Genomic DNA, 21,108 nt, shown 5'->3' with positions numbered 1-21,108 from the left:
CACAAATATGTTGACTTTTTGAGTTAGAAACTCTTTTAAATTCAAGTAGTAATGAGCTTCTGAAACTCTCCAACCTATGAAGCCTTGCTGGTTTTTAGCTTGTCTTGTCCCCAATTGCGATCGGGGTTTTTGACTTGGGGGCTTCTGCGCGCACCGTTCTAAATAAAACTTTATCTATCGATTCTTGATTGACAAGATCGATTGTGCGAGTGCGATCGGTGCTGCTAGCAACGCTGTGCCGGCAGCACACGCGCTATCTGACTCCCAGAGTTGCTCAATCAAAGCATTTCTTTGGGATCGCTTTGTCATGACTTAATGTTGCAGACAATTCCCGGTCTGGTCAAGGGGTCTTTTGCCTGAATCATGGGTACTTATACGCATTTTCGGCGATTCGGGGATCAATTTGTCAAAAAATCATGACATTTAGGGAGTCGGGGGATCGGTATTGAAGCAAATGTCAGGGTTTGATGATAAATTGTGATAGTGGGCTTTTGATGAGTTTGGAGGGTGAGGGCGATCGTTCAGAATAGATATGTCTTTGTCAAAAAGGTGAGGTACAGGTTTAGATTTTAGATTCGGGGATTGAGGCATTGAGTCGGTCAATACTTCATTTTTTTGAGAATCGCTATATGCCTTTTAAAATTATAGTTGTCGAGATCCAATCGGAGGTAATTAGACAATGGATAAAATAGAAAACTATCGCGCCCTAATCCAAAAGATTTTGAGCGAGTACGATCGCCTGATCGCCAACCAAACCGCAGCCAACACAGAGATGCTTCTAGCCTTTGACGATCAGCGCGGTCAATATCTTTGGTTTCAGGTAGGATGGCAACAAAACAAAAGAGTCAGAGGAATCACAGTTCACATCCAGATTAAAAATAATAAGATTTGGATAGAAGAAGATTGGACTGAAGAAGGAATCGCCAACGAACTGTTAAAGGAAGGAGTTCCTCAAAGTGATATAGTTTTGGCTTTTCACCATCCAGACGATCGCCCTTTGACAGATTTTGCTGTAGCCTAAAAACGTCCTTACCTAGCTAACTCTAATTTTGGTTCCCGCTGGTTTAAATGGTAACTAGCGCTTTCTTCCAGCAATTGACGAACAAAATTAGGTTCTTGGGAGTTCAATGAATGCAAAATATCTAGATACAAACGACAAGCATCATCATCATTCAAAATGCGGCTGTGAAGGATTCTCGTCCATTCCGAAGCAACGAGCATTAATTGCGGTACAACTGTAACAAATGCTTGAATCTGTGCTGATACATCAAAAGATTCTAGAAAATGAATCAAACCAAACATGACTTCTGGCTGTTCACAGCGATCGTCTAAAATCAAATGTAAATTTTGCAAATCTTCATCTTGAGGATAATTGGCAAGTGAGGCTAAAGCATTTTCAAAAGCTGTCACTTCATCAGGCGATCGCATTAATTTATTTTTTTCTAAAATGTTGATCCAGATATTTTCTTTCATCAGCTATTACCTTCCTTGTCAAAAATTCTCGACCAAACTAACTTATTCAACCGGATAACTTCCTGTAAGCTGCGTCTAATCTCTGGGCTGTAAAGTCCCTGACGGCGATAAATCGATGTTAGATTATCGCCTGTCCAGTTTTTAGCAACCGATCATAGCGTCCGATAGTGGCTTCTTCTGGAAGTAGTTGAGGTATGCTATTTACGATCTTTTTCTCCTATGTATTTCAGCTACGCAATATCTCATAATTTTATCACGAAGGAATAGAAAAGCTTTGTATGATTAGTACAAAGTTACTTGAAAAAGCCGATATAACTTTGCAAGCTTTTGTGACATAATAGAATAGGTAATAGCCGATCGCGAGGCCGCACAGTATGCTCAAAACTACCATTACCATTCCTCAAACCTTCAAAGTAACTCACGAACAGTTCCAGCAAATTGCTGCCGTTAACCGTGACTTAAGGCTAGAGAGAACTGCTACAGGAGAATTAATCATTATGGCACCCACTGGAAGTGAGACAGGCAATCGAAACCTAGATATTGAAGGACAACTCTGGCTGTGGAATCGCCAAACCAAGCTGGGAGTAGCATTTGACTCTTCTAGCGGTTTTAAACTGCCCAATGGTGCCGATCGCTCCCCAGACGCTTCCTGGGTTAAATTAGAACGGTGGCAAACTCTCACACCCAAAGAACAAGAAGGCTTTGCTCCCCTCTGTCCAGACTTTGTTGTAGAATTGCGTTCTAAATCTGACAACATGGAACCATTGCGATAAAAAATGCGAGAATATATCGCAAATGGAGCTCGTTTGGGTTGGTTAATCGATCGCAAAAACCAGAAAGTTGAGATATACAGACAAAATCAGGATGTGGAAATATTAAATAATCCCAGGACTTTATCCGGGGGAGATATATTACCGGGATTTGTCTTAGATTTAACAGATGTTTGGTAATCCTTCTAAATCCTAGATAATTATCTCTTAGTCTGCGGAGGCAGACTTTGTGTGACAAGACGCGGTTTCAACCGCCGGGTTAATCTTTGTGTGACAAGACGCGGTTTCAACCGCCGAGTCGATCGTATTTGGTAATAACACCGAAAGATTCACCAACCGCAATACAATAAGTAGGTAGGTACATGAATCCCAAATCTCAAATCCCATGCCTCTAACGCTTTACAACAGCTTGACCCGCCGTGAATCACCTTTCGAGCCCCTCGAACCCTCAAAGGTGCGGATGTATTGCTGCGGCGTTACGGTGTACGATTACTGCCATGTCGGCCACGCCCGCGCTTACATTGTGTGGGATATGGTGCGCCGATATCTGATGTGGCGCGGATACTCGGTGCGCTACGTACAGAATTTTACCGATATTGATGACAAAATTCTCAACAGAGCCCGCGAGACAAATTCCACAATGGAAGCGGTAGCCGAACGCTTCATCGACGAATATTTTGCCGACATGGACAAGCTAAATATTCTCAGGGCCGATGAATATCCCCGCGCCACGCACTCGATAGACGGCATCAAACGGCTGATTCACGAGTTAGAAAACAAAGGCTTTGCTTACGCAAACAGCGGCGACGTTTACTACAGCGTTCGCAAGTTTGACAACTACGGCAAACTTTCCGGCCGCAAGTTGGAAGAAATGGCAGCCGGGGCTAGCGGCAGATTGGAAACCGCCGAAATAGAAGCTCAAAAAAAGCAAAATTCCTCAGATTTCGCCCTCTGGAAAAGTGCTAAACCCGGTGAACCTTTTTGGGATTCATCTTGGGGAAAAGGTCGCCCCGGATGGCACATTGAATGTTCGGCGATGGTGCGCGATTACTTGGGAGAAACTATTGATATTCACTGCGGTGGTTCCGATTTAACTTTTCCCCACCACGAAAACGAAATTGCTCAATCTGAAGCCGCGACTGGTAAGTCTCTGGCTAATTATTGGATGCACAATGCTTTTGTGACTGTTAATGGCAGAAAGATGTCGAAGTCTTTGTACAATTTTATTACTATTCGCGATTTGTTGGAGGGGAATTGGTCGGGCGATTCAGAATCTGACCCCCCCCAGCCCCCCCTTGCTAAGGGGGGGAGTAAGAGTGACAATGAATCTGCCCTTGTTAAGGGGAGTAAGAATCAAAGCGATAAGTCAAAAGCGGTGGAACCGATGGCGGTGAGGCTGTTTGTGTTTATGGCGCAGTACCGCAGTCAGATAGATTTTACCGAAGATGCGATCGCATCTGCTAGAAATGGCTGGAATACGATCAATGAAGGCTTGCTTTTTGGACTCCGATATGCAGATAAACTGAGTTGGGATGTTGAGAAAACCGCACCAGATACCGAAGCTGTGCAGGAATTCCAAGCAGCGATGGATAATGATTTCAATACTCCGGCTGCTTTAGCTGTTTTGTTTGAATTGGCTAAGGAATTGGGTAAGGAAAGCAATGTTTTGGTGCATCAAGGCAAAACTGACACTGCGCCGGAGTTGTTACAGCAAAAGTGGCTGACTTTGGTCGGTTTGGCGGGGGTTTTGGGGTTGGAAGTTCAGCCGGAAGCTGACGGCGATGATGCGGTTGGTGGCTTGACTGATGCGGAAATTGAGGCGATGATTCAGCAGCGGAAGGATGCCAGGATTGCTAGGGATTTCGCTGAGGGCGATCGGCTTCGCAATGAACTTAAGGATCAGGGAGTTACTTTGATTGACCAAAAGGATGGTATCACGATTTGGCATCGCGGTTAAAAAATTGGTTCGTAGTGAGGACTTTAGTCCTTAGTCTTCTGGGACGGACTGAAGTCCGTACTACAAACTCAGGTTCGTAGTGAGGACTTTAGTCGTTTTGGACGGACTGAAGTCCGTACTACAAACTCAGGTTCGTAGTGAGGACTTTAGTCCTTTTGGACGGACTGAAGTCCGCACTACGAACTCAGGTTTGTAGTGAGGACTTTAGTCCTTTGGGACGGACTGAAGTCCGTACTACAAACTCAGGTTCGTAGTGAGGACTTTAGTCCTTTGGGACGGACTGAAGTCCGTACTACGAACGAATGAATTTTTATTTATTTAACTTCGCAAATTCGGCAACCGCCCCGACAAATTCTGCGGTTGATTCGTAGGGTAAAACATTGCGCCCCGGCATTAATAAGCCCTCAGCCTTGGGAAAGTTAGCCAAATATTGCGCTAGTTTTTCCTCTGGTTTCTCTTTCTTTCCCGATTGACTAATGCTTGAAGCTTTTTCTCCCACGATAACGAGTGCTGGATTCATAAACTGTTGAATCGCGGTACTATAATCTTGCCGCCAAAATCCGGCTAAAAACGAGAAAACGGCATGACGGCTGTCAGGATTGGCGGCCCCAGCCTGCAAAGCATCCAACCATTCACTGTCAACATTTGCCGCATCGCCAAACAGTTGTTTTGCAGAAAAAGAACGCAAAAATTCAGTGCGTCTGGCGTAGCGATAAAAAGCGTTTCCTAACGGAGAGTCTAACAAATTCCAGACGATTCTTTGCTCTCTATCTGTGGAATGTTTGTTCATCACCGCCCAGGCTGGAGGCCCCGCAAGGACTAATCCGCGAATTAAATTAGAACCAGTTTCTTGCTGGATTTTGGCTAATTCCAAGGCTACACACAGTAAAGCACCTTGCACGAGGACGATCGCAGGTTTTTTTACTACAGTCTCCAAGAAAAACTGCAACTGTGCCGCCCAATCGCTAGGATAGCAAGCCACAGCGGGCATTTCGCAATCACCGCAGCCCAAAAGGTCGGGATTGTAAATCGGATTTGTGTTACCTGATTTGTACCAAGTTTCGCAAAATCTCTGCCAAAATACTCTTGACAATCCAACTCCTATGGGATGAATTAATAACAAAGGGATGCTATCTTCTGTCGCAGTAGTTGGTTGATAAACATCATAAGCACAGCGATATTTTTGCCATTCGTAAAACAGGGTTGGTGATTTGATAGACGAAATCGCGGATAAATTTTGGGTTGAAGATTGTGACATGATTAATTTTTAATTTTTAATTTACTAACCTGCATATTGGGGCGGGCTCTTCGGCCCACCCCACAAAACTTTTAAGAGTTTTCACAAGGCACTTTCAAGATTTTAATTACACTATTTATATCATATCGTTTATTATAAAATCAAGGGTCAGACATCGGCAACAATATAATTAGTTAATCATGTCAGAACAGCGGATTACCATTTCTATACCAAACTTGCTGCTCATTGTAGCATCATCCTTGCTGCTCGTGCTGCTGTGGCAATTACGCAGCCTGCTCGTAATTCTGATGATATCAGTCGTGCTCGCCGCGTCGATCGTCCCGATCGTCAATTGGGCAGAAACCATGCGCGTTCCCCGGTGGCTAGCGGTGATTCTGGTTTATTTAACTCTGATCGGCGGATTCAGCGGGACGGTAGTGTTAATCGGGCCGACAGTCATCGAACAAATCGAGTTACTGCTGCGGCAGTTACCGTTGTACGCCGAAAGTTTGGAAGCCGTAGCGACTAATCTGTTGAGTCGCCTCACCGATGATGCGCCTGCTTTGGTGAATCAGTTGCTGGATACTCAATCGCTGACTAATTGGTTGATTCGATCGAGTCAACAACTGGTTTTGCGATCGTACAGTTTAACTAGAGGCATTCTCGGCGGATTCTTCAGTCTAGTTTTAGCATTATTTATTTCCGGTTACATGGTGGCCGACAGCGACACGTTAATTAAAAGTTTAGTCCAGTTTTTCCCGAAACCTTGGGATAGAAAACTCGCCGCCCAAGCCACGCCCATCGGCCAAAGAATGGGAAGTTACATTCGCGGGCGCGTTTTAGTTTCGGGGATTTTAGGGATATTTATTACCGCAGGTTTGAGTTTTTTGGGAATGCCGGAGTTTGCTTTGGGCTTAGGTGCGATCGCAGGTGTGACAAATCTAATTCCCTTCATCGGCCCGGTTTTGGGCGCAGTACCAGCCTTAATCGTTGCCTTAGCCAAGGGTGGATGGGTGTTGTTGTGGGTATTGCTGTTATTTGTATTTATCCAAAACTTAGAAACTTACGTGCTAGATCCGTTGCTGGTTGGTTCCTCGGTTGGCGTGCATCCTTTATATCAATTGCTGTCTGTCTTGGGAGGCGTGCAAGTATTGGGAATTATTGGGGCTGTAATTGTGCCGCCCTGGTTTGCGGGAGTGGCGGCTTTGATTGAAAACTTGTATTTAAAACCGAAGCTGAGGAGCGAATATCGAGAAACAATCAATCAAGCTAAAAATAATTCTGACTTGCCGCCTTTGACGCCTTCAGCGTGAGGGGGAGAGGATTTTAGTTTTTAATAGTTGTAGGGTGTGTCGCTATGAAAAATTTCTAACTCAATATCGACAATCTCAGGGCGACGCACCTCTACCATTAGGGTGCATCTCACTTTTGAAGAGGGCGAAGCATGACCGCATATAAGTTATTAGTTGCAATCCCATATTGACCAAGAATTTCAAAGGTGATACAAGCCCCCGGATTTATCCGTGGAATCAATCCAAAATCTCAAATCTAAAATCCTCAAGCCCCCGCATTGATCCGTGGGGTCAATCTCAAATCTAAAATCTAAAATCTAAAATCGGTTGACTGCGGTCATGCTTCGCCCCTACAAACATATTTGCCAAAGTGAAATGCACCCTACCATTGATTGATATTATTTTCCAAAACACCAAACTCGTTTAAGGCTTGTTTCCTCAAATATTGTATCAGGTGCGTCGCCCTGAGATTGTTTGTCAAATTTAGAGATTGTTGATGGCGACACACCCTACAAATAATTTTGCTTTGTGAGAACTGCTATACAAGTCCGGTGACTAATGACAAATGACTAAGGACTAATTGCCACTTCAATGCGGCGGTTGCGCTGCCGATTAATATCAGAAGTATTATCCACCGAAGGGTGACTTTCCCCGTAGCCGATCGCCACCCAATGATACTTCTTGCCGAGCACACCAGACAAATACTGCACCACAGCCTGAGCTCGCGCAAACGATACATTGCGATTGTCCGCCTCTTCTCCCGCGTCGTCGGTGTGGCCCGCCACCCGCACCGTCGCGCCCTCGTCATTTCGCAACTCGGCCACCAAATTGTCCAAAATTGTATTAGTTCCCGCCCGCAGAGAAATGCTACCAGTATCAAACAAAACATCGCTGGGGAGAGTTACCATCAGCCCATCCCCCGCAAACACTGGATTTCTTGTATTCTGGGGCTGCACGCTGGTATTTCCCGGACTCAGCGCGGGTAAAGCCAGAGGAGAAGCGCTTGCAGTTGATGTTGCAGCCAATTGCTGCGACATCAACTGCAACCGCTTTTCTAAAGTTTCCGTCGGGCGGCTGGTGCCCAACTGACTCTCCAAAGCCGCTGTGCGGCCAATTAGTGCGTTGAGTTCGCCCTGCAATTTTCTCAAATCTCCCTGGAATTTCTCTCTCTGGGCGGGATTGATTGTGGACTGGGGAGTTGTTGGTGTAACGGTTGGTGCAGGAAGCGCGGGAATTGGCGTTGTTGGCGCGCGTTTTGGGCTGGATGTCAAATTTTGAGTTACGCGCAGCAATCTCTCGGCGATCGGCATTTCTGTGGCGGGTGAGGGATAAATTTGGGCGATCGCCATCCCCAACACCCACGCAAAACCGCTACCTACGCCCAGCAGCAGCAGTCGAAATATCAGTGACAGTAAAAGCAAACCTTTTCCCCGCGACTTGGAGGCGCGAGTTGGGGGGATTGAAGGTTTTTCGTTAAAAGATCGCGTCATGGTTCCTCCCTCTCGGTACACATACCTGATTAATTTCGATACTATCTCACCTATCGGATTTTAGATTTTAGATTTTAGATTTTGGATTTGAGATTGAAAGACAAATCTACATTAGACTTGAATTGCCTAAATCTTTGATTGATACAGAAACCGCAGATGTCAGGCAGATGCACGCAGATCAACGCAGATAATTGTCAAGATAGAAGAGCGAATGAATGCCATTCAAGTCTAATCTAAAACAGAAACCCGGTTTTTCCAAATCAGGGGTTGGGCGGCGCAGCATCGAGGTAGAAACCGGATTTATCGTCCCCTGCGTGGAAGTCCTAAATTTGTTAGATAATAATGTAGAACTTTTAGAAAAAAACGATGACTGACCCTTTAAATAGTCCCTATCCCGTGCCTTGGGAATGGATTAACGAGACTCACGCTAAGGTGAGTTCAAATGCCGGCACAGGTGTCCGCTACTATCGGAGTCCTTCCCTTGTTTCAACTAACGGCCAATACGCGGCTTACAGTCGAATTGAATTGCAAGTACAGCCGGAATTGGCGCGGTGTCGGGTTAGCAGCGTGATGTTTGTGGAAAATCTCAAAACTGGGGAACTGCAAACAGTGGTGGCTGCTTCGCCCCTGGCGGAAAGCGGAATGTATGCTAGCGATGACACAGATATGTCCGGGACGATCGCGATTTTAGTGCCTGTTTCTTGGAATCAAGAGGGTTCCCGTGTTCTCGCCCGCGAATTTGAAGCGTTATTCAACTCTTCCGATATGTCCGACTACGCGGTCATTTGGGATAAAAATGATAATTACACTTATACCGTTGCTCCGGCTCGCAGTCTTTACACCCATGCTGTATTGTTGGGTTGGAGTCAAGTTTGCCCCGGACAAGTTCTGTTCCGTGCCGGTCATTTGGGCGATCGATCTTGGCCTCTTTGCGCCGTCGATATGACCGGCCAAACCGTAGCTGTCAGCGAAGACAAACCCCTAGTTTTTGGCACTCAAGCCAGCACAGACTGGATCGAACCTAAAACTCGTTTTTAGATATTATGGTGGCATATTCTTCAATTTCTTCGAGCTGGCCCAAAATTATTTTACTTTCCGGTCAATCTTTAGAGCAATTTCTTTTGACTCTGGGACTGACAGCTTTCGCTGTTATTTTCAGTCTTTCAGCTTTTATTTTTCTGCGACTTTTACTAAATTGGTTGCAGGTACAATTGGAGGAAACCCGCTATTTTTTGACACTTAAGTTAAAAAAAAATGCTGGTAAATCAAGTGCGAATATTGCCGAGCATGAAAATATTTTTTTAGAGCCACAGTTCGTAGAAAGTGAGGCGAATTATACTGCTGATTTTTTGCGAGTAGAAACAGAAATTTCAGCAGCAATTGAGCCGCAGATGATCTGCGAAGATGCAGCAGCAGTTGCCCATCTCTACAAGCCGATCGCTCTTTGGCACGGGCGCTTGATTTTGCCTGCAAACGATCAGCGCCAACCCTACGATACGGTGTTTGTAGAAGTAATCAATGCCCCAAAAAAATATCAAAATTTTATAGGCAAAACAGCTTTTTTGAAATGGAGTACAAATCGCCCAGTTCAGTTTTTTGTCCACGCCGTCAGTCAAGATATTAAGTTTACAAAAAAAACTAAAAAAAGTCAAAAATCAGGCAACATCCATCCAGTGAGATTGAACGGCTGGCGAAATGTCGGCCCTTTAGAAACTCTAGCGGGGAGCCGACTTGAAGACAGCCTGACTGTGATGCTCCGCAGGCCAGTGATTGCCATCAATCACAGCAGCAGCGACAAACAGGAACTAATTATCGATCGCGAACCAGTACAAATTATCGGCCGTTTCTGTGCCTTAGTCTCAATTTTACAGCGCCCAGAACCCGACAGCGACAAATTTATTGTCCGGCATTTCAGCAAAACATCCCAACAATTTGACGGCGCCGCCGAAATCATTCGGATTCCCCAAGTACAGCCAGACAAAAATGGGATAGCGAGGTCTACCAATCACCAAATTGAACAATCGCCCTTAAATCCAGATGGCTGGTACATTTACGGCGAAAGAGACGAAGATAATATTTTTGTAGTCCAAGGAATCGAACCCCGCAAAGTTGCCCAATTAATCCCAGATGAAACACATTTCGGGTTACAAAAATCTCTCGCTTATTTACAAGAGCAAAACTGGTTAAATACCAGGGCGCAAAAAGGACAAGGTAAAAGAGTATTGTTGATGCCAAATGATGCTACAGAAAACAATTCTATCTCCCCTTGGCAAGAAGGAGATATTGGCATCGTGATTCACAGTTTCGGCGGTATCGGTGGCCAAAAAGGCGAACCGGCACCGCTGGGAATTGTTACCGGACATTTTGCTTTTGGAGTAGCAAAAGTGGTGCGCGATCGCTTTACGAGCGAACTGCGTTTTGACATAGAATACAAACAAGTTTACGCCCACAATCCCGACGGAATTGTTGCAGGTGCGAGCAAATGGCAAAGTTACATGGGAGACTTGCAGCGCGGCTGGTTGGGCGATCGCCCGGTGTGCGATATTATCTGTAAATTAGATTGCGTGTGTTGCGACTACGATTTTGACGGCATCACCTTGTCACCTTTAACCGAATTAAACCAGCAACTAGATATCATGATGGCGCGCTACCGCAGCGGAGACGGCACCGGCGCCAGTTTAGTTACGCCAGCAACTTCTTGCGTCCAAGATTCCAGTCAGGCAATTTACGCGACAATTAAAAAAATTACTGCCGAAATCGAGTCAAATCCTCAGATTCAAGACTGGCTGAAAACAAATCCCGCCGCCGCGCAAACCCAAAGATTTCAGCAATTAGTAGCATTAGGACAGAGTTTAGAAAAAGTCTTAATTCCCCTGGGTGTTGTCCGTCCAGATTGGCGCAAAAATTCGAGATTGGCGGGGATTGATTCGGAAATAAAAAAAGGTTTGTTTGCGGGGATCGCGAACTCGCTCAAAGCTGCTATGAGTTACCGCACAATGTTGCCGAGACGCACCCAAGATGAAATTGCCAAAATCCTCTTAAAACAGGGATCATTTTTGTGGATAATTCGCACCAATCAAGTTGGGGGATGCGATGCAGAGATTGAGCCGATCGCACCAACAGGACTTTGAGATCGGACGTACCGTTGAAACCGCGTCTGCACAAACGAACAAAAAGACGGCGGTTGAAACCAGGTTTACACAAACGAACAAAAAGACGGCGGTTGAAACCGCGTCTACACAAACAAAGTCCGCCTCCGCGGACTAAAGATAATTAATAAGATCCGGCGATTTTAACCGTGTACTCTTCAACCCGCGGAGGCGGGTTTTGTCTGTGTAGACGCGGTTTCTAACCGCCCGGTTTTCTACGAACCGCTTCTACCAACCATTACCAAGGAGTCACCGCAACAGTACCGCCCGGTGCAATAACTACTCGGAAATCAGCCAGCGGTTCCTCGGGCGGCCTAGTGCCGATCGGTTTGTAAAGCAAATCCGACAACGGCGCATCGGCAGATCGATCGGCTGCTGCGGAATTCTCCGACTTGTAACCGACAATCGCCCCGTCTTTAGCCACGCTGACGCGATAAACCAACTCCGCAGCCACTGCCGGCTGATTCTTCAAAACTCCGTCAATTTGCTGCGAAAGTTTGCCCTTCAACAGCTCAATTTGGGCCGGATCGCTAATCGGCACGGCGGCAGCGGCAGGGCTGGCCAAAGCTTCGGAAACAGGACTGGGCGTACCCTCGGGCAAAATGTTCGACTGCGGCGAGGCAGAGGGCGTGCCCTCGGGCGAAGTGTTCGACTGCGGTGTGGCAGAGGGCGAAGCAGGGGAAGCTTCCGCAGTTGGCACGGGACTCGGCGTTGGCGAATTTGGTGCGGTTTGGGGAATTTTATTCCCAGGTAGCAAACCGTCAGCAGGAGGGGCAGGATTGGGATTCGGCGAACCTGAGGGACCCGAACTCGGCGATCCGAGATTCTTGCCGGCCGGATTGGGCTGCGGCACCGGATCTCTCGGGCGTTGGACTTCTGGCACCGGCACTAAGAAAAACGCCATCGCGGCCAAAGCCAAACTCGACACCCCTACCACCGCAGGCAAACTCCGCTTCGCTAACGGTTCGGCAGACTTGATATAACGCTTGGAAATTGGGGTTAATTGCAGTGACAATTCCGGCAGCGTTTGCGTGTCAGCAAAAAATTGATCGATCGCCTCTACTAAGTCAAATAGCTGTACCGTCGTCAAATCTACCTCTGCCGACAGTTCTGTTTTTTGATCGATTTGGGTGGCGGTGCCAGATCCGGCGGGTAGAACTGTCAAACGGTGCGAATTCCCGTCTATTCTGTGCAACTGTACCATGCCCAAATTCGGGCCGTAGCGATCGGGATAATGCACTCCGCTCATAAATTCTTGAGCGTAGCTGCTAACAGCCCTCACCAAACTTTCAAAAAACTCTCGTCCCCCGCTGAGGGGTTCGCCGAGGCCTGTCACATAGCATTCAGCGCTCATTAATATCGAAAGCACCGGCCGCATCTCTAGCTGGCTGGCTGCCGATCCATCGCTCAACCCTTCAAGAACCAGGGTGCAATTTGGCAGACTGTACTGACGCCTAATAGTCATTTTTACTCAACTTCTCCATCAAACAGGCTAACCCAGAAGCGCTGCATTCCTGCTGTACCCGTACAAAATAGCAGTTTGCTCAACAAGTTCAAAGCTAGTTCGTTGAGCTTGTCGTCAGAATTGTAAGCTGCAACTACAGATCGCTTCGGATTCATGCGCGATCGAAAGTGAGCTCGAAAGCGTTCTAAATACTCAGAAAGCTGTAAGTTCTCGCTGAGGGGGAGATTTCTCGATCGCAACTGTTGCGAATCTAGCAGCAACTGGCGAATTGTCGCCGTTAGCTTGCGCGCCATATTGCAGGCGATCGCCACCAACGCCTTTGCCTCCACGACTGTCAGGGAGCGGCGCTGGGTATAGCGTCTCAGCGGGTTAGTATTGCGAATCAGCCACAGAACCACCCGATTTTTGATAATTGACTCCAATTCCAGCTCCTTTGAGACTGCCAGCATTTCTTCCGCACCTCCGAGATACAAGGCCTCGATCGCCAACAACATCAAGTCAATTTGCAATCTGGCCCGGCGGGGACACCCGCCATCATTCGGCGACAAATCTGGCAAACTGTCTAAAATCAACGGGTTTGACTCGGTAAGCGAAGTTTCTGACGGCATTAAGATCACGGCAATATCCATTCCAAACAAACTATACGGTTATCCGGGGTCTCGGGCATGACAAATTCTGAACCAGAGACCTCCTGGGATACTTTATTTTTATCGCTCTGTTCTAATTCTGACTTTAATTTAGCAGCTAGTGGCTTAAGTGTGGGCATAGTCGCGATCGTTCTTCAGAGAGGGGCTCGGGCATACAGCGGTTTGGTAGTCTATCAAGTACGATCGGGAAGCAGACGTAGGAGTAAGACTAATGATTGCAACTATTTTCCCATTTCGGACTGTTTTGGTGCAAATTTTAGTTTTGTTTGTGGCGATCGCGATCGAATCGTGGTTTCTGCAAAAACTCCTGAAACTCGACCCCAAAACCAGCGTTCAATATGCAGCCATCCTCAATCTCTCGTGCAATTGCATAGGTTGGTTAGTTTTTTTTGGGCTTGAAAGCGTGCTTTCCAAAGAGCTGCGGGAACGGCTGATCGATTATGTTTTATTGGGCGGGGAGCAGGATTATTACGCAATCCTAACTGCGATCGCCGCCTGCATATTGGCAGTTACTTTGATCGGCAAGTGGCAAGCATTAGAACTGTTAGACAACTTGGTGGGCCGGAATAAAAAAGCTGCTGTCACACGCGAGTTCAAACGGTCGTTTTCCCTCACCCGCCGCGCTCCGGCGAAAAAGTTGTTCAAAGTAAGTACCCAATTTGGGGCAATCGTCATCTCCCACACTGTCAGCAACAGCCTAATTTTAGCCGTGTTATTTTTGCAAAACATCCATTAAATCAACACCTTTAATGTTGTTCTTTCTTCTGAACTTTTGCCGTCGCTTCTCTGACAGCCGTAAAATCACTAGCCGCCGCCCGATCTCTCAGACTAATTTTTCCCTTAAGCCTGTCTTTTTCTACAATTCCTCGCAGTTTAACAAAACTGTTTTTACCAGTTACTGGGGAGCCACTGCAATTTGGCAAATTAGGAACCACACCCGACAAGCTCAACCCTTGATTTTCCCACTTGCCAGCTAGAGGAGGTTTTTCCTCTGTTTTTTCGCCCTCACCCTCGCCGATACCCGATCGCAAACTACCCCTCAAATAAACACCCGATTGCTCGATTGTCAACACCAAGGAATCGGATTTCAGACATTCCGGCAAACTTTTAGCATCGAAGCGATAACTTCCGGCAATTGCCGGAGCTGCCTTTAAATTTGTTTCGCCGTAAGCAGTTACCACTTTAAACAGCAGCGAAACCGAGCCGATCGCAATCCCGTAAAATGCCAGGGATTTGAGACTTAAATGATTCATAATCTTGTTTTTTTGGTAATCGGTAATTGAGCATTGGGAATTGGGAATCGGTAATTGGGAATTGGGAATTGGGAATTGGGCAATTCTCCAATTCTCCACTTCTCCCAATCTCCTTCTTCCTTCTTCCTTCTTCCCTCTTCCTTCTTCCTTCTTCCTTCTTCCTTCTTCCTTCTTTCTTCTAATGACTGCTGGGAGTGAGTACCGAAGCCAAATGCGATCGCACTTTCACGTAACACCGCGCAATCAGCAGCGAAGAATGACACTGCACCGCCAACTCATCAGTATACTGTCCCAGAGTTTGGCGCTCAATTCCCCACTCCCGACTCGTACCCGCGATCGTCAAATCGGCATTAGCAGAAGCAGCAATCACCGCTTGAATCGGCTCAGCAGCCTCCACAATCGGAGTTTCAATGCGCGATCGCACCTCAGGCGGCAACTGCTCCATCACTCGCTGAAACTCGTAACTCAGCTCATTTCCCTCAATCCCGTCTACCGCCACCCGCAGCACAGTCAAACGGCGTTGCTCGCTATTAACTAACAGTCTCAGTGCCAATTCCAACCCCAAATCGTCGTGAATATTTGCTGCATAAGGCACTAACAAATTATTCAACCGTTCCCGGCCTCTGTCAACGAAAATGGCTACATCCACCTTAGCACTGCTGAGAATTTGGCCGACGCGCCCTCCCAAACGGTTGCTGCTAAAAGTCGGCCTGTGCCATCCTACCAAAATCAAATCCGCGCGATCGAGTTCCGCAATTTGCGCCGTTTCCCGCGCTACATCCTTAGTAACCCGAATGATCGGATGCACGAATTTTTTCGCATCTGGCAATTCCAAACTCTCAATCAATTCTGATAATTTCGAGCGGCGCTCTTGAATAATGCGATCGGCTTCTGCGGGCGTACTTTCAAAGGCGTAATCCTCATTTAATTCTATCAAACTCAGAGGATGAACCGCCGCTGATTGTAAATCGTTACCACCTATCCCCGCAGCAGGCTGCGCCAGCGCTACCGCTAGTTGCAGCAAACCTTTCTGCGTAGTTGGATTAGCAACTGGGACTAAAATTCGGTAAGTGGGTAGAATTTTTTTAGCATTTTCTTCGCTGTCTTTAGCAATTGGTAAATCTTTTAATTCTGAATCATCAGAGCTAAATTCTGAGATATCTAACCGAATTAAGCGTTTGGGATAAGTCCACTCCAACAGTGGCGAAGTCATAAAAGTTGTCACCAATGCCATAATCACCAACATCGTAAATAGCAGCGGCGAAATCACCCCCAAAGAAAGACCGATATTCAGCACAATTAGTTCAGTCAAACCGCGAGTATTCATCATCCAACCTAGGGCAGAAGCTTCCCGGTTGCTGATGCCGCAGACTCTAGCAGCAGTGTAAGTGCCGAAATATTTGCCAATAATTGCTACTCCTAAAACAGCCGCGCACAGCAACCACAATTCGGGACTATTGAGCAGACCAATCTGAGTCCGCAAACCGCTGTAAGCAAAAAAGATGGGCAGCAGAAATATCAGTACGAAATCTTCGGTTTTTTGAGCTAATTCTCTGGTGAGTCCGGCATTTTTTGGCATGGCAGCACCCAACAGAAATGCACCGAAAATTAAGTGAATGCCGATCCATTCAGTAATTAAAGCCGATGCTACAACTCCCATGTAAATTCCGGACAGCACTAACTGAGATAACCTGCCGGTGCGGTTGTAGTGCTTGGAAAGCCTCTGCAAAAACCAGCGGGCGACCGTCAGCATGAAACCGATGTAAACTATAGATTCAAAAATTGTCGGTAAAGCCCCAACCATCGAGTTAGTGCGCGTAACCGCGATCGCCACCGCTAACAAACACCACGCCGTCACGTCGTCTACCGCAGCGCAAGTCAGGGCCAGCGTCCCCAATTTTGTATTCTGCAAGTTGTGCTCTGTAATAATTCTTGCCAGCACCGGAAAGGCAGTAATTGACATCGCAGCCCCCAAAAATAGGGCAAAGGCTGTAAAGGAAACACTATTATTTGAAACGATCGGGTACAGCATCAGCGCTAGCAAGCTTCCCAGGGAAAACGGCACTAAAATGCTGACGTGGGATGTTAAAATTGCTACATCTAAATTGTTTTTGAGATACTTGGGATTCAGTTCTAAACCAATCAAGAACATGAAAAATATCAGCCCTACCTCTGACAGCACGTTGAGGAAAGGAACGGCCTCGGCTGGAAAAAGTGCTGCTCCTAAATCTGGTGCAACCAAACCGAGGAGAGAAGGCCCGAGCATAATTCCTGCTACAATTTCTCCAATGACTTGAGGTTGTTTGATCGCTCGAAATCCTAAACCGACAAGTCGGGAAAGTGCGATCACAATTAGAACTTCCAGCAAGACGAGAATGGGGATGGGCATGGCATTTTTAGCTTTGGGTTTTTCGCGGAGCGACGGTGCGGCCCTAAAGCCGGCAGAATTGCCGATCGAACAAAATCGATAAAAGCTCGATCGAACTGACGAAGCACCAGAGGCGCACCAAGGCCATTCTCTCACAAGCTAACAAAGCCTTTGGCAACCTGAGGCCTCGATTGTGCGTTTTGAAGACGCGATCGACTAACTTTAACCGTAGCGCGCGCCCCCCACAGCAAGCCCGACAACTGAATCTCGATCGAAGCGGCGCGCACCAAACCCCCCACCCCACGGATAACCCTACCTTCGCCAGAGCGGACAGTCATAAAAATTCGTGCTTCTGGTGATAAACTAGAAAAGTTGTTTCAATTCGCACATCCGGGTTTTCGGGTGTTTCAAGGGCGCAAACCCTTAGAAATACGACCGGGTGGAGGATTAACCCGAATACAGGAGTTAAAAATACAATGCCAGTAGTTAGTTTGGCTCAAATGTTAGAGTCAGGGGTTCACTTCGGACACCAAACCCGTCGGTGGAACCCGAAAATGGCTCCCTACATTTTCACAGAGCGCAACGGGGTTCACATCATCGACCTCGTGCAAACCGCTCAGCTTATGGAAGACGCCTACGAGTACATGAGAGTGGCCTCGGAAAAAGGTAAAAAGTTTTTGTTCGTCGGTACCAAGCGCCAAGCTGCCGGGATCGTAGCCCAAGAAGCTCAACGCTGCGGCGCTTACTACGTCAACCAGCGCTGGCTGGGCGGAATGCTCACCAACTGGACAACGATTAAGTCCCGCGTCGAGCGCCTCAAGGATTTGGAACGCCGCGAGGAAATCGGCGCCCTGGATTTGTTGCCGAAAAAAGAAGCTTCGGTGTTGCGCCGAGAAATGGCAAAACTCCAGAAGTATCTGGGCGGGATTAAATCTATGCGTAAGATTCCCGACGGAGTGGTGCTGGTAGACCAACGCCGCGAGTATAATGCTGTGTTGGAATGCCAAAAGCTGGGAATTCCGATCGTGTCTCTGTTGGATACCAACTGTGACCCTGATTTGGTTGACATTGCAATTCCAGCAAACGACGATGCTATTCGATCGATCAAACTGATTGTCGGCAAGTTAGCTGATGCCATCTACGAAGGTCGTCACGGTCAACAAGGCGGCGACGCTGACGAAGACTACGACTACGAAGGTGGTTATGAAGGCGGCGAATATGATGGCGAAATCGAAGAATTGGATGACCCCAATTATGTAGATCCCGACGAATCCGACGCTGACGGCGAAGAAACCGAAAGCTAGTATTGCGGGCATCTGACACCAGGCAATTAAAAATTAAAGATTTACAATTAAAAATTAAAAACAATTTTTAGTTGGATATTTTTAATTTTTAATTGTAAATGCCATTAGTCTCAGTCATTAGTAGATTTCTGACAAAAGGATTCCACAATGTCAGAGTCATAGTTAATTATGGTGCTACACGTACTTTCGTCCGCTCTCAGGCGCACTTGGTATTTCTTCACTCTGGTCTAATCATTAACATTAAAATTAGTGACTAATGACTAATGACTAATGACTAATGACTAACGACTAATGACTAACGACTAATGACTAACGACTAATAACTAATTTGGATTGGGAACTTAAAGAAGATGGCGGACATATCTGCAAAACTTGTTAAAGAACTGCGCGACAAAACCGGCGCGGGGATGATGGACTGCAAAAAAGCCCTCGCTGCCAACGAAGGTAATATGGAAACATCGATCGAGTGGCTGCGGAAAAAAGGTCTGGCTGGGGCTGACAAAAAAGCAGGACGGGTTGCCTCAGAAGGACTTGTAGGCAGCTACATTCACACGGGCGGCCGCGTGGGAGTGTTGGTGGAAGTTAACTGCGAAACAGATTTTGTGGCACGGCGCGAAGAATTCCAAAGTTTAGTACGCAATATTGCGATGCAAATTGCAGCTTGCCCAAATGTGGAATACGTGAAAGTTGAAGATATCCCCGCTGAAATTGTCGAACGAGAAAAGGCAATTGAAATGGGCAAAGATGACTTGGGCAACAAGCCGGACAATATCAAAGAAAAGATTGTTCAAGGCAGAATTGACAAGCGCATGAAAGAGTTGTGTTTGATGGATCAGCCTTTTATTAGAGATCAGAATATCTCGGTGGAAGAGTTGGTAAAACAAACGATCGCCCAAATTGGCGAAAATGTCCAAATCCGCCGCTTCGTGCGTTTTGTTTTGGGCGAAGGCATCGAGAAAGTAGAAGCTAACTTTGCCGATGAAGTGGCAGCTCAAATGGGCGCAGCTCAATAATCGAAAATTTAGATTGAAAATTGAAAATTAAAAATGTGAAAACATGATTTTTTTGCATTTTTAATTTTTAGTTTTTTACAGGACTTATCAACTGCCTGCTAACAACCCAGTTTCCAGTGTGAATTTAATGTCAAATGCAATCAGAAATTGCTGTTTGGCGATTAAGGTAAGATCCCCCTAGCCCCCCTTAAAAAGCTACTGTGTACACACAAGTCCTGAGATCCCCCCTTAGCTTGCCCCCTACTCCCCCTTAAAAAGGGGGGAACCGGACAAAAATCTCTCAAAGTCCCCCTTTTTAAGGGGGATGCGAGGGGGATCGAAAGGCTCTGACGTTAGTTTTTAAAGTTGTGTGTACACCGTAGCCTTAAAAAGGGGGGAACAGGAAGCGGTCAAAGTCCCCCTTATTAAGACCGGAAGCGGTTAAAGTTCCCCTTAAGAAGGGGAATTTAGGGCGATCGAGTCTCGGCTATAAACGAGAGATCAAAAAAATAAACAGGTTTGAGGCGATTGTTGAAACTTATGCCCGGTTTTTAACCAGAATACACTTGACAATCAGAGAATTTGTCGCAGAAATCGGGTGGTTTTGCCGATCGTCCTATTTTAATTTTATACGGGAGATATGGTGGGAGCAAGAGAGCGTATAGAGCAAGATTTGGCAGGACTCGAAGAGGCTTTAGCAGCCTTGACTTTGGAGTTTCGCAGCACCTACGAGGGTTATCTAACTGCCTTGGGACAAGCGGCGCGGCAGCAGTTAATTTTGGCGTGCTATCACCTGTGCACTCAATCGGTGCCGGAATCGTTTCTCAAGTTGTCCTTAGACGGGCGGCAAAAAATGCAGCAGTCTGTCAGGCGTTTGGCTGCCGCATCTGAAGAAAATTTGCGATGTCTGGCGACTAAATCACAGGCAGAAGAAGACATCGAGGAAGACATCGAGGAAGACATCGAGGAAGACATCGAAGAAGACATCGAAGAAGACATCGAAGAAGACATGGAGGAAGACATCGAATTTCCCACAATTAATTATCAATTTCCCGAGAAAGATTACCAGTTGGAAAGCGCCAATTCCCCGGAAAAATTGGCGCGCTGGCAAAATAGTATTGAAAAGTCGATCGCCCAAACGATCAACCTGCTGTCTCGCGACACAAACCGCTTGCTGCAACAGTACGGAATCTTGCCCAGTCAATTGCCAGAACCGGTTTTAGAAGCTGCTTCTCAAGTTGAATCCTCAGGCGACAGCGTTGCGGGCCCACCTAACTTATTAAACTTAATCATTGAAACCGATGCCTCACCAGCACCCCAAAACTTGTCAGAAACACCCTATCCTAGGGCCCTGCACCTTACAGCTATTAAAATGCGGCTGTCGGAAATAGAGTTTGCTGATGGGGCAACCTCCGCTTGGCGCCAGCAAATTCGCAACCTCTCTCTACGTTTGAACTCCCTTGGGCGCGATTACCAGAAAAAGCAGCGGGAACTTGCTGTGGTGGAAGCTGAGTCGGCTTGGCGATCGAGTTGGTTTGAAGATTAATTAGTCATTAGTCAGTAGTCAGTAGTCATTAGTCAGTAGTCAGTAGTCAATAGTCATTAGTCAGTAGGTAGGGGCGGTGCCCCCGTGCCCGCCCTCATTAGTCAGTAGTCATTAGTCAGCAAAGATTCAGTAGCGACGCACTACCGCTATTATCAAGGCGGTAAA

General features: G+C 46.7%; 20 protein-coding genes and 1 pseudogene. 12 read left to right on the top strand and 9 right to left on the bottom strand.

Going from position 1 to position 21,108, the window contains the following annotated elements; translation table 11 throughout:
* Positions 1 to 188: 188 nt before the first annotated feature.
* Both QZW47_RS09590 and QZW47_RS09585 read left to right on the top strand, forming a co-directional pair.
* Positions 189 to 311: a hypothetical protein gene (locus QZW47_RS09590; RefSeq protein ID WP_293126463.1), complete on the top strand. Its 123-nt coding sequence runs from the start codon at positions 189 to 191 to the stop codon at positions 309 to 311.
* 368 nt (positions 312 to 679) lie between these two features.
* Positions 680 to 1,021 (top strand): XisI protein, encoded by a 342-nt coding sequence (locus QZW47_RS09585; protein WP_293126461.1) that lies wholly within the window; start codon positions 680 to 682, stop codon positions 1,019 to 1,021.
* An 8-nt stretch (positions 1,022 to 1,029) separates the two neighbouring features.
* Here QZW47_RS09585 and QZW47_RS09580 read toward each other — a convergent pair whose 3' ends face one another.
* The gene (locus tag QZW47_RS09580) at positions 1,030 to 1,473 is read right to left on the bottom strand and encodes an Imm30 family immunity protein (protein WP_293126459.1); all 444 of its coding nucleotides are present in this window, start codon (positions 1,471 to 1,473) and stop codon (positions 1,030 to 1,032) included.
* Between the two features lie 374 nt (positions 1,474 to 1,847).
* On the opposite strand from QZW47_RS09580, the pseudogene QZW47_RS09575 reads away from it, so the two are divergent.
* Positions 1,848 to 2,423: pseudogene (locus QZW47_RS09575) on the top strand (Uma2 family endonuclease).
* Between the two features lie 205 nt (positions 2,424 to 2,628).
* Entirely contained in the window at positions 2,629 to 4,200 is a 1,572-nt protein-coding gene (cysS, locus tag QZW47_RS09570; RefSeq protein WP_293126457.1) for a cysteine--tRNA ligase, read from the top strand.
* A 310-nt stretch (positions 4,201 to 4,510) separates the two neighbouring features.
* On the opposite strand, the gene QZW47_RS09565 is transcribed toward cysS, so the two are convergent.
* Positions 4,511 to 5,458, bottom strand: a complete 948-nt coding sequence (locus QZW47_RS09565) for an alpha/beta fold hydrolase (protein WP_293126455.1) — start codon at positions 5,456 to 5,458, stop codon at positions 4,511 to 4,513.
* A 179-nt stretch (positions 5,459 to 5,637) separates the two neighbouring features.
* Between QZW47_RS09565 and QZW47_RS09560 the strand changes: the two genes are divergently transcribed.
* On the top strand, positions 5,638 to 6,750 hold the full coding sequence (locus tag QZW47_RS09560; RefSeq protein WP_293126453.1) for an AI-2E family transporter: 1,113 nt from the start codon (positions 5,638 to 5,640) through the stop codon (positions 6,748 to 6,750).
* Positions 6,751 to 7,298: 548 nt separating this feature from the next.
* Here QZW47_RS09560 and QZW47_RS09555 read toward each other — a convergent pair.
* Positions 7,299 to 8,219, bottom strand: coding sequence for an OmpA family protein (locus QZW47_RS09555; RefSeq protein ID WP_293126451.1), 921 nt, complete (start codon positions 8,217 to 8,219; stop codon positions 7,299 to 7,301).
* A gap of 215 nt (positions 8,220 to 8,434) precedes the next feature.
* On the opposite strand from QZW47_RS09555, the gene QZW47_RS09550 reads away from it, so the two are divergent.
* Genes QZW47_RS09550 through QZW47_RS09540 form a run of 3 tightly spaced genes read left to right on the top strand, consistent with a single transcriptional unit; the run spans position 8,435 to position 11,350 of the window.
* Complete coding sequence (locus QZW47_RS09550) at positions 8,435 to 8,593, top strand: hypothetical protein (RefSeq protein ID WP_293126449.1); 159 nt, start codon at positions 8,435 to 8,437, stop codon at positions 8,591 to 8,593.
* Entirely contained in the window at positions 8,586 to 9,257 is a 672-nt protein-coding gene (locus tag QZW47_RS09545; RefSeq protein ID WP_293126447.1) for a hypothetical protein, read from the top strand. The genes QZW47_RS09550 and QZW47_RS09545 overlap by 8 nt, the downstream gene beginning before the upstream one ends.
* A 5-nt stretch (positions 9,258 to 9,262) precedes the next feature.
* Positions 9,263 to 11,350 carry an abortive infection protein gene (locus QZW47_RS09540; protein ID WP_293126445.1) on the top strand — a complete coding sequence of 696 codons (2,088 nt, stop codon included), beginning with the start codon at positions 9,263 to 9,265 and terminating at the stop codon, positions 11,348 to 11,350.
* 256 nt (positions 11,351 to 11,606) lie between these two features.
* On the opposite strand, the gene QZW47_RS09535 is transcribed toward QZW47_RS09540, so the two are convergent.
* Together QZW47_RS09535 and QZW47_RS09530 are read right to left on the bottom strand one after the other, a co-directional pair.
* Positions 11,607 to 12,833 carry a DUF4335 domain-containing protein gene (locus tag QZW47_RS09535; protein WP_293126444.1) on the bottom strand — a complete coding sequence of 409 codons (1,227 nt, stop codon included), beginning with the start codon at positions 12,831 to 12,833 and terminating at the stop codon, positions 11,607 to 11,609.
* A gap of 2 nt (positions 12,834 to 12,835) precedes the next feature.
* Positions 12,836 to 13,462 (bottom strand): DUF3038 domain-containing protein, encoded by a 627-nt coding sequence (locus QZW47_RS09530; RefSeq protein WP_293126442.1) that lies wholly within the window; start codon positions 13,460 to 13,462, stop codon positions 12,836 to 12,838.
* 229 nt (positions 13,463 to 13,691) lie between these two features.
* Here QZW47_RS09530 and fraC point away from each other — a divergent pair, with 229 nt between their 5' ends.
* Positions 13,692 to 14,216 carry a filament integrity protein FraC gene (fraC, locus tag QZW47_RS09525; protein WP_293126440.1) on the top strand — a complete coding sequence of 175 codons (525 nt, stop codon included), beginning with the start codon at positions 13,692 to 13,694 and terminating at the stop codon, positions 14,214 to 14,216.
* A 10-nt stretch (positions 14,217 to 14,226) separates the two neighbouring features.
* Here the strand turns inward: fraC and QZW47_RS09520 are convergent, their stop codons facing one another.
* The 4 genes from QZW47_RS09520 to QZW47_RS09505 are packed head-to-tail and all read right to left on the bottom strand — an operon-like array spanning position 14,227 to position 17,439.
* On the bottom strand, positions 14,227 to 14,733 hold the full coding sequence (locus QZW47_RS09520) for a hypothetical protein (RefSeq protein WP_293126438.1): 507 nt from the start codon (positions 14,731 to 14,733) through the stop codon (positions 14,227 to 14,229).
* Complete coding sequence (locus QZW47_RS09515) at positions 14,730 to 14,969, bottom strand: hypothetical protein (RefSeq protein ID WP_293126436.1); 240 nt, start codon at positions 14,967 to 14,969, stop codon at positions 14,730 to 14,732. Before QZW47_RS09515 ends, QZW47_RS09520 begins: the two co-directional genes overlap by 4 nt.
* Positions 14,912 to 17,257 (bottom strand): cation:proton antiporter, encoded by a 2,346-nt coding sequence (locus QZW47_RS09510; protein ID WP_293126434.1) that lies wholly within the window; start codon positions 17,255 to 17,257, stop codon positions 14,912 to 14,914. Before QZW47_RS09510 ends, QZW47_RS09515 begins: the two co-directional genes overlap by 58 nt.
* Entirely contained in the window at positions 17,254 to 17,439 is a 186-nt protein-coding gene (locus QZW47_RS09505; RefSeq protein ID WP_293126432.1) for a hypothetical protein, read from the bottom strand. The genes QZW47_RS09510 and QZW47_RS09505 overlap by 4 nt, the downstream gene beginning before the upstream one ends.
* Positions 17,440 to 17,577: 138 nt before the next feature.
* Here QZW47_RS09505 and rpsB point away from each other — a divergent pair, with 138 nt between their 5' ends.
* The 3 genes from rpsB to QZW47_RS09490 all read left to right on the top strand — a co-directional run bounded on the left by rpsB (position 17,578) and on the right by QZW47_RS09490 (position 20,943).
* Complete coding sequence (rpsB, locus tag QZW47_RS09500; RefSeq protein WP_293126430.1) at positions 17,578 to 18,405, top strand: 30S ribosomal protein S2; 828 nt, start codon at positions 17,578 to 17,580, stop codon at positions 18,403 to 18,405.
* Positions 18,406 to 18,755: 350 nt separating this feature from the next.
* The gene (gene tsf, locus QZW47_RS09495) at positions 18,756 to 19,418 is read left to right on the top strand and encodes a translation elongation factor Ts (protein WP_293126428.1); all 663 of its coding nucleotides are present in this window, start codon (positions 18,756 to 18,758) and stop codon (positions 19,416 to 19,418) included.
* 619 nt (positions 19,419 to 20,037) lie between these two features.
* Entirely contained in the window at positions 20,038 to 20,943 is a 906-nt protein-coding gene (locus QZW47_RS09490; protein WP_293126426.1) for a hypothetical protein, read from the top strand.
* The last annotated feature ends 165 nt before the right edge of the window (positions 20,944 to 21,108 follow it).

Source organism: Microcoleus sp. bin38.metabat.b11b12b14.051, from assembly GCF_013299165.1.
GTDB lineage: Bacteria > Cyanobacteriota > Cyanobacteriia > Cyanobacteriales > Microcoleaceae > Microcoleus.
This window is presented reverse-complemented; position numbering and strand designations above follow the sequence as displayed.